Here is a 6,709-nt window from a genome sequence, read left to right as displayed (position 1 = left end):
TTCATAAATTATATTGGTTTTAATTTAAATAAGAAGTAGTATATTTGTTGTGGGATGTTAATGCAATAAGTTTATGCATTGTGGAGGGTAGGTCTGACACTATATTTTTGAAGTATATTTATCCTATTGTACGATAAAATATTTAATTCGCTGTGGTGTGATACTCAAAATAATTTGACCTGCAGAAAGGTTGGTAATTGAGTGAATCCCTATGAGTTTAGTAAAGTAAATGATTTGGGTGAGCGAATGCCGCCAACGCACCTGCAACTTGAAGTATGATGGATATATATTGATTTCGTGGTGTGTTTATCAATTACATTACATCTTTTTCTTAGTTGAACATGCTAAATTTTACACAGCAGGAAAATCCTATTTTCTAATCTGGCTGGTTTCGGTGCTGTGTATCAGCCACGATTTTAAATCAATAATTAGATAAACGACATTACACATATGTACACATAATTTTTCCATGATTGACTATACATGAAGATGCAACAAAGTGCATAATAAAAGTACAAACGGAAGTCCTGATGGGATTCTTGTACACTATTTTGGTACATTTCCAGATTCAAAATTCAAGGGTTAGATATTCGAAAAGTTTAAAGAAAAATTTAAAGCTTACAGACATGCAGATACCTGTGTGGATCAAGGTGAGTGAACATTCCAGGGGCAGGCTGATAGGAAATTCTGATAGGACTAAGATAAAATGACTAAGATAAAATTTAGTTCGGAATTTATATAATATAAAATTTGATGAAGTGAATATACCCTAAATAATTCGAGTTGCAGGACAACGCGCTCGCGCGTTGAACAACGCAACGCGTTGGCCCGTTAGGGCAAGGCTCATATGAGCCTTGTAACGCGGCAACTGAGTGAATCCCCAGGAGCTTACTCAAGTAAGTGACTGGGGTGAGCGAGGGCGGCCAACGCACCTGCAACTTGAAGTATGACGGGTATATATCAGAAAATCCTGAGCCTTACATTTAATATAGTCAGTTATAGACGATATTCAAATGATAATTATTAAATATTTAGGGTGGGAGCGATGCGCTTTCCACGACTATAGGGAAATTGCTTTGAAATACGGTTTTAATGCGGAAACATCACCGTATTTTTTAGAATTTGCCATGGAGCATGGCGCCGCTTTAGAGTTTTTCTTGCTTAAAAAAAAGGGAGTGATTACCGGGGCTTGTTGTGTCGATAACGGATGGCTATGTAATGATGTCAAAAACCCGAAGAGTCAAACATCAGAAATCCCTATACCTGGATATGCTATAAAGCTCCCTTTTCTTAACGGGACTGGTTGTGTCATTCCTTTCAAATCTAAGCACCTTTCCTTAGATAATATCAATGTTTTTAATGCATCCTTTAGCATTCTTTCTAAAAGAGATGTTGCCATCTCTAAGTCGTTATCAGAATTTTCAAAGAAAACGATATCGACAAGGAATCGAGAGATGAAGAAATTTCTGGAGGATGGCGGTTCTTTCCGAAGTTTGTCTGAATTCCAGGCTGGAGAGCTATATTCTATTTATTGTGATTTGTATTCCAAAAGAAGACCTGAAAAATCAGCCTTCTCACAGGTAGGGAAAGATTTCTTTCACTCCTTCCAAAAGGATTTTATTGGTGATGTAGCTCTTATTAATAATGAGCCTGTAGCATTCCAGTTAAATTTATCTTCGTTATCTAACTATGGCCTGTTCGTAGACTTCATTAACATCGGTTATGACACATCAGTAAAAAATCATTCCCTGGGAACTCTTATGATGTGGAGAAATTTGCAATTGATTGAGTCTCAGGCTTTGGCGTGCCATGCGCCATTAACCTATTCATTCGGGATGATGTCCGGAGAATATAAGAAACGTTGGTGTAACGCTTACCGAGTGGGAAGAGTAATAACGATATAAGTTATTTTTACTATAAGCGGGTGTAATCTGACTATAACGGTAACGTTATTAATGAGTTAAAGTGGAGTTCCAGGAGCGAGCTCCACTTTAATATTATTTTTCAGGTCTAATCATCATTTTTTATCTTGACTATCTCGATATGATATCAGGCTCAGTAGGAGACCACACAAGAACATATATTCTTCCATATAATGGTCAAGAAGAATGCGATCCACCGCCGAGCGGAATAAAAAGCCACCTGAAATTAGGAATAATACTATTCCAGCTGCTTTGTTTTCTTTAAAAAAAGCATGATAAGATTTTTTCAATAATAATAGATTGTATCCTATCCATAAAAGTATACCTATAATTCCATACTGTAGTCCATATTCTAAGATACCACTGTGGCTGTGGCTGATATCAATTGAGGGATTACGATATTTTTCCTGTAATCGATAAAGGAAGGCGGTTTTACTTGTTCCCAAACCCAATGGATGTTCAATAATAAAATTACTTGCCTGATGAAAATAGGCTATGCGACATGTATTGGAGTGATTTGCGGGAGTGCCATCCTTGCGGAGCGGAGTAATTTTATCTTGATTTTCGAATATAAAACAAAAGCTATTACTAGGGACATTCCACCCAATAATTATATCCTCTTCTATTCCTTTCCATCGTGGGTCTTCTTTATAGGAAAATATGCCGACGCTAAGAATAAATGCTGTTATTAACCCAATAAGAATTGATGCTTTAATAAGATTTGTTTTTTTTGCTTTTTTTATAAGAAAAATAAATCCTATAGATAATAGCCCCATAATCATACCGACGGTACCCCAACGGGTGTTAGAGAATGCAGTAGCAATAATGTCGATGATGACTAAGAAAGCCACGGTTCTGGTTTTTAGTGTCAGTAAATTTTCTTCATTAAAGATGCGAAGAAAAAGATCGGTAAAAATGACCATGCTGATTAAGTTAATTTGAAAACTTAATTCAAGGCGAGAAGGAAATATATAGGTTTCCCCCCAGGGTATACTCCCTTTTTTAAAGAAAATATAAAAGAAAGAAAGCGTGTGAACAAAAATTGGCGCCCAAAAACTAACAATAATAGCCGTAATTATTCCACGTGTGCTGATATTTTTTACGTAAGTTGAGACTAATGGGTAAAATATCAATCCATAAGCAAAGAGCATTAATGGCCGTAACCATTGACTATGCCATGCCCTGAACATTTCTTTATGAGCAGGTGAGAAAAAAATACCACATGTCAGTGTAATCATGGTCATGATGGCTAACACCCATGCAATATCTTTTATTTTGCTATAATCTACTTTTTTCAGGAACGTTCTATCTTTGAATATAAATACGATAGAAATAAAAAAGACACCATAAATTAAGAAATTTCTATGAAAGGGAAGGACTTGGCTTGGGCTGGCCCAAAACGCACAAAGTAGCAATGTCATGGATAGTAAAAATAACATTGCGATTTTTTTGTTAAGTTTTAACATACTTTTTCCGAATGCCTTGCTTTGATGTATTGGCTTGCACAGCTTGGTCTGCCGCCAGGCTCCTGATATCCACCTGTTGCTTTCATTTGTCACACCGACATAAAGCAGAGGCGTTATATCTTATCTGTGAGCTGTTCGAATACACTTTCGGCGGAAGTACTACTCATATTATTGTTACAAGATATCAACGCAACCTGGTTTTGGCCGTAACCGCCAATCAATCCCGGATCGGTCGGGCCGTACAGCGTGATGTTGGGTCGGTCCAGCGCGGCGGCAAGGTGGCTGAGTCCGGTATCTACCGATACCACGGCTTGTGCACCAGCCAGCACGCCAGCGACCTGTTCCAGGGTAAGCCGGGGCAGCACTTCCACGTGAGAAAACCCGGCTGCCAGCCGCTGCGCCCGCTGGTGCTCGTGCTCTGCGCCCCAGGGGAGTTTGATGCGTAGCCCACGAGCTTCAGCCAGTGCGATCAACTCGCGCCAGTGTGCCTCCGGCCAGTGTTTTTCATCCCGCGTAGTGGCATGTAGAAACACCAGATACGGCTGACTGTCAGCCGGGTGCGCCGACAAAAAACGCGCTGCAATTGCATAATCGCCCTGTTCTACAGGCTTGCGGTAGTTCAGGCTGAAGGAAAACAGTTCCCGAATGCGTTCTACCGCGTGTTGCTGGCGGCTTATCGGATGTCGATACTGATAAAACCAGCTTGCCAACGGTTCGCGGGCGCTTTTCCAGTCCAGCCCGTGCTTGTTGCCTAAGGCCAGGCGGGTCACCAGCACCGCGCTTTTCAGTAGTCCCTGTGCATCGATAACCGCATCGTAGCGCTTTTCCCGCAGCTGTTTTTTGAACGCAGCCCGCTCTGCGCGAGTTTCACGGCTGAACCAGCTTTTGCGCCAGCGACGAATAGCCACTGGGATAACGCGGTCAACCGCCGGATGCCAGCTGGGGATCTGAGCGAATCCTTCTTCTACTACCCAGTCAAACTGGATGCCGTGAATCACCTGCATGGCATCGGTCAGGGCTGGCAGGGTATGCAGCACATCACCCATAGACGAGGTTTTGACAATCAATACTCTCATGCTGGCTCCCCTTTGATGGGAAGATAGCGTGACAGCGCATCCAGCACCTGTTGCGGCTGAATATCGATCAGGCTCTGGTGATAGCCTTGCTCCGCATCGCCCTTGCGTACCCGCTGATAACCGGTGATCAGGCGGATAACCTCAGCCCGATGGGCGAGCGGCGGGGTAAAGTCCGGGCTGCTTGGGCCATACAGCGCCACCAACGGGCGGTTGAGCGCTGCTGCTACATGCATCAGGCCGGAATCGTTACTGACTATCGCCTGACAGGCGGCGATCAGCACGACCGCCTGATCCAGCGTCGTTTGCCCTGCCAGATTAAGGCAATGCTCACGCGTATCGGTGCTCAGGGTTTGTCGAATGTCTTCCCCCGCCTGATGGTCGTTTTTCGAGCCAAACAGCACCACCTGATAACCTTGCTCGATAAGCACCTGCGCCAGTGCACCGTAGTGGTAATGCGGCCAGCGTTTGGCTGGGCCGAACTCCGCGCCGGGGCAAAAGCCGATCAACGGTCGGGTATCGGTAAGATTAAAGGCGGCGGCGATATCGGCAATTTCTGCGTCGTTCACCGTAAGCCGGGGCCACAATAAAGGCTGGGGCAAATCAGGTGCGCTGCGGATACGTGACCGGTCATAGGCCAGTGCCACATAACGCTGCACCATCAATGGGAACGCCGTCTTGTCCAGAATCCGTAGGTCGTTGAGCACACCGTAGCGCATTTCACCGCGCCAGCCGGTGCGGCGCGGGATGTTGGCAAAGAAGGGGACCAGGGCCGATTTGAAGGAGTTGGGCAGCACATAGGCGTGGTCATATTGCTGTTCACGCAGGGATACCCCCAGTTGCCGACGCTCGCCGAGCGCCAACATGCCGTGCCCCAGCGGCATAGGCAATGCCTGGCGCACTTCAGGCATACGCGCCAGCAGCGGGCGACACCAGGCCGGCGCCATCACATCAATGATAGCGTCCGGGTGTTCGGCCTTCAGAGTGCGATAAAAACTGTGCGACATCATCATATCGCCCACCCAGGAAGGACCGATAACCAGAATTTTCATACCGTTCGTGTTTCCTTACGGCAAAGCGAATCAGGCGTTGCGGTTCAGCCAGGTCAGGTAGTCAGCTACCCCTTCAGCTACCGTTTTGAATGGTTTGTCGTAACCGGCAGCGCGCAGATTAGTGAGGTCTGCCTGAGTGTAAGCCTGATAGCGGCCTTTTAGTTTTTCAGGGAAGGGAATGTATTCCACACTGCCTTTGTTGTGCCAGGCCAGCACCGCGTCCGCCACAGCCTGGAAGGATTCGGCGCGGCCAGTACCGCAGTTGAAGATGCCGGAAACGTTATGCTGCCAGAACCACAGGTTTACCGCCGCCACGTCACCGACATAAACGAAGTCGCGTTTGAAATTTTCGCTGCCGGCGAAGAGTTTCGGATTCTCGCCCTGATTGATCTGATTATTCAGGTGGAATGCGACGCTTGCCATACTGCCTTTGTGGCTTTCGCGCGGCCCGTAGACGTTAAAGTAGCGGAAGCCGCAAATTTGCGAATCGGCCTGCGGCAGAATATCGCGCACATATTGGTCGAACAGGAATTTAGAGTAACCGTAGACGTTGAGCGGCTGCTCGTACTGGCGGTTTTCCACGAAGTTGTCGGTGCGCCCACCGTAAGTCGCGGCGGAAGACGCGTACAGAAATGGGATGCCGCGCTCCAGACAGTAGTGCAGTACTTCTTTGGAGTACTGATAGTTGTTATCCATCATGTACTTGCCGTCCCACTCGGTGGTGGAGGAGCAGGCGCCTTCATGGAAGATGGCGTCGATATCGCCCAGGTCGTCGCCGGCAACGATACTGGCGATGAAATCTTCCTTATCCATGTAGTCGGCAATGTTCAGATCGACCAGATTGACGAACTTGGTGCCATCTTTAAGGTTGTCGACCACCAGAATATCCCGGTATCCATCATCATTCAGCGCCTTTACGATGTTGCTGCCGATGAAGCCGGCGCCGCCAGTTACGATAATCATGGGAGTTACCTTGTGCTAAACGTGCTGGTGGAGCACCACGCTCCACACCTGTTGAGCGCTATCATAGCATTTCGGCGCACCACAGGCATCCTGCGCTATTTTTCCCGCTGTTTTCTTGCCAGTCGCTTCGCATTTTCGGTGTGACAGCCGTGGCGTTTTGTGGCCCACCCACCAATCTGATTCGCATTTCTCCACTACCTTTACGTTCAGAGATCTGCCGCCACCGGGCGGGA

5 protein-coding genes are annotated in these 6,709 nt (G+C 46.1%); 1 reads left to right on the top strand and 4 read right to left on the bottom strand.

The genetic code is table 11. The features are described 5' to 3' along the window. Nucleotides 1-1,076: 1,076 nt before the first annotated feature. A complete protein-coding gene (locus Dpoa2040_RS08990) occupies nt 1,077-1,904 on the top strand; it encodes a transcriptional regulator (RefSeq protein WP_168641038.1) in 828 nt (275 codons plus the stop codon). Nucleotides 1,905-2,017: 113 nt separating this feature from the next. Here the strand turns inward: Dpoa2040_RS08990 and Dpoa2040_RS08985 are convergent, their stop codons facing one another. From Dpoa2040_RS08985 to rfaD, 4 genes are all read right to left on the bottom strand, one after another. Next, nucleotides 2,018-3,388, bottom strand: a complete 1,371-nt coding sequence (locus tag Dpoa2040_RS08985) for an O-antigen ligase (RefSeq protein ID WP_168641037.1) — start codon at nt 3,386-3,388, stop codon at nt 2,018-2,020. A 113-nt stretch (nt 3,389-3,501) separates the two neighbouring features. Next, on the bottom strand, nt 3,502-4,464 hold the full coding sequence (gene rfaC, locus Dpoa2040_RS08980; RefSeq protein WP_168641036.1) for a lipopolysaccharide heptosyltransferase RfaC: 963 nt from the start codon (nt 4,462-4,464) through the stop codon (nt 3,502-3,504). Further along, a complete protein-coding gene (gene rfaF, locus Dpoa2040_RS08975; protein ID WP_168641035.1) occupies nt 4,461-5,513 on the bottom strand; it encodes an ADP-heptose--LPS heptosyltransferase RfaF in 1,053 nt (350 codons plus the stop codon). The genes rfaC and rfaF overlap by 4 nt, the downstream gene beginning before the upstream one ends. Before the next feature lie 30 nt (nt 5,514-5,543). Next, nucleotides 5,544-6,476, bottom strand: coding sequence for an ADP-glyceromanno-heptose 6-epimerase (rfaD, locus tag Dpoa2040_RS08970; protein WP_168641034.1), 933 nt, complete (start codon nt 6,474-6,476; stop codon nt 5,544-5,546). Nucleotides 6,477-6,709: the final 233 nt, after the last annotated feature.

Source organism: Dickeya sp. CFBP 2040, assembly GCF_012273755.1.
GTDB classification, from domain to species: Bacteria; Pseudomonadota; Gammaproteobacteria; order Enterobacterales; family Enterobacteriaceae; genus Dickeya; species Dickeya poaceiphila.
This window is presented reverse-complemented; position numbering and strand designations above follow the sequence as displayed.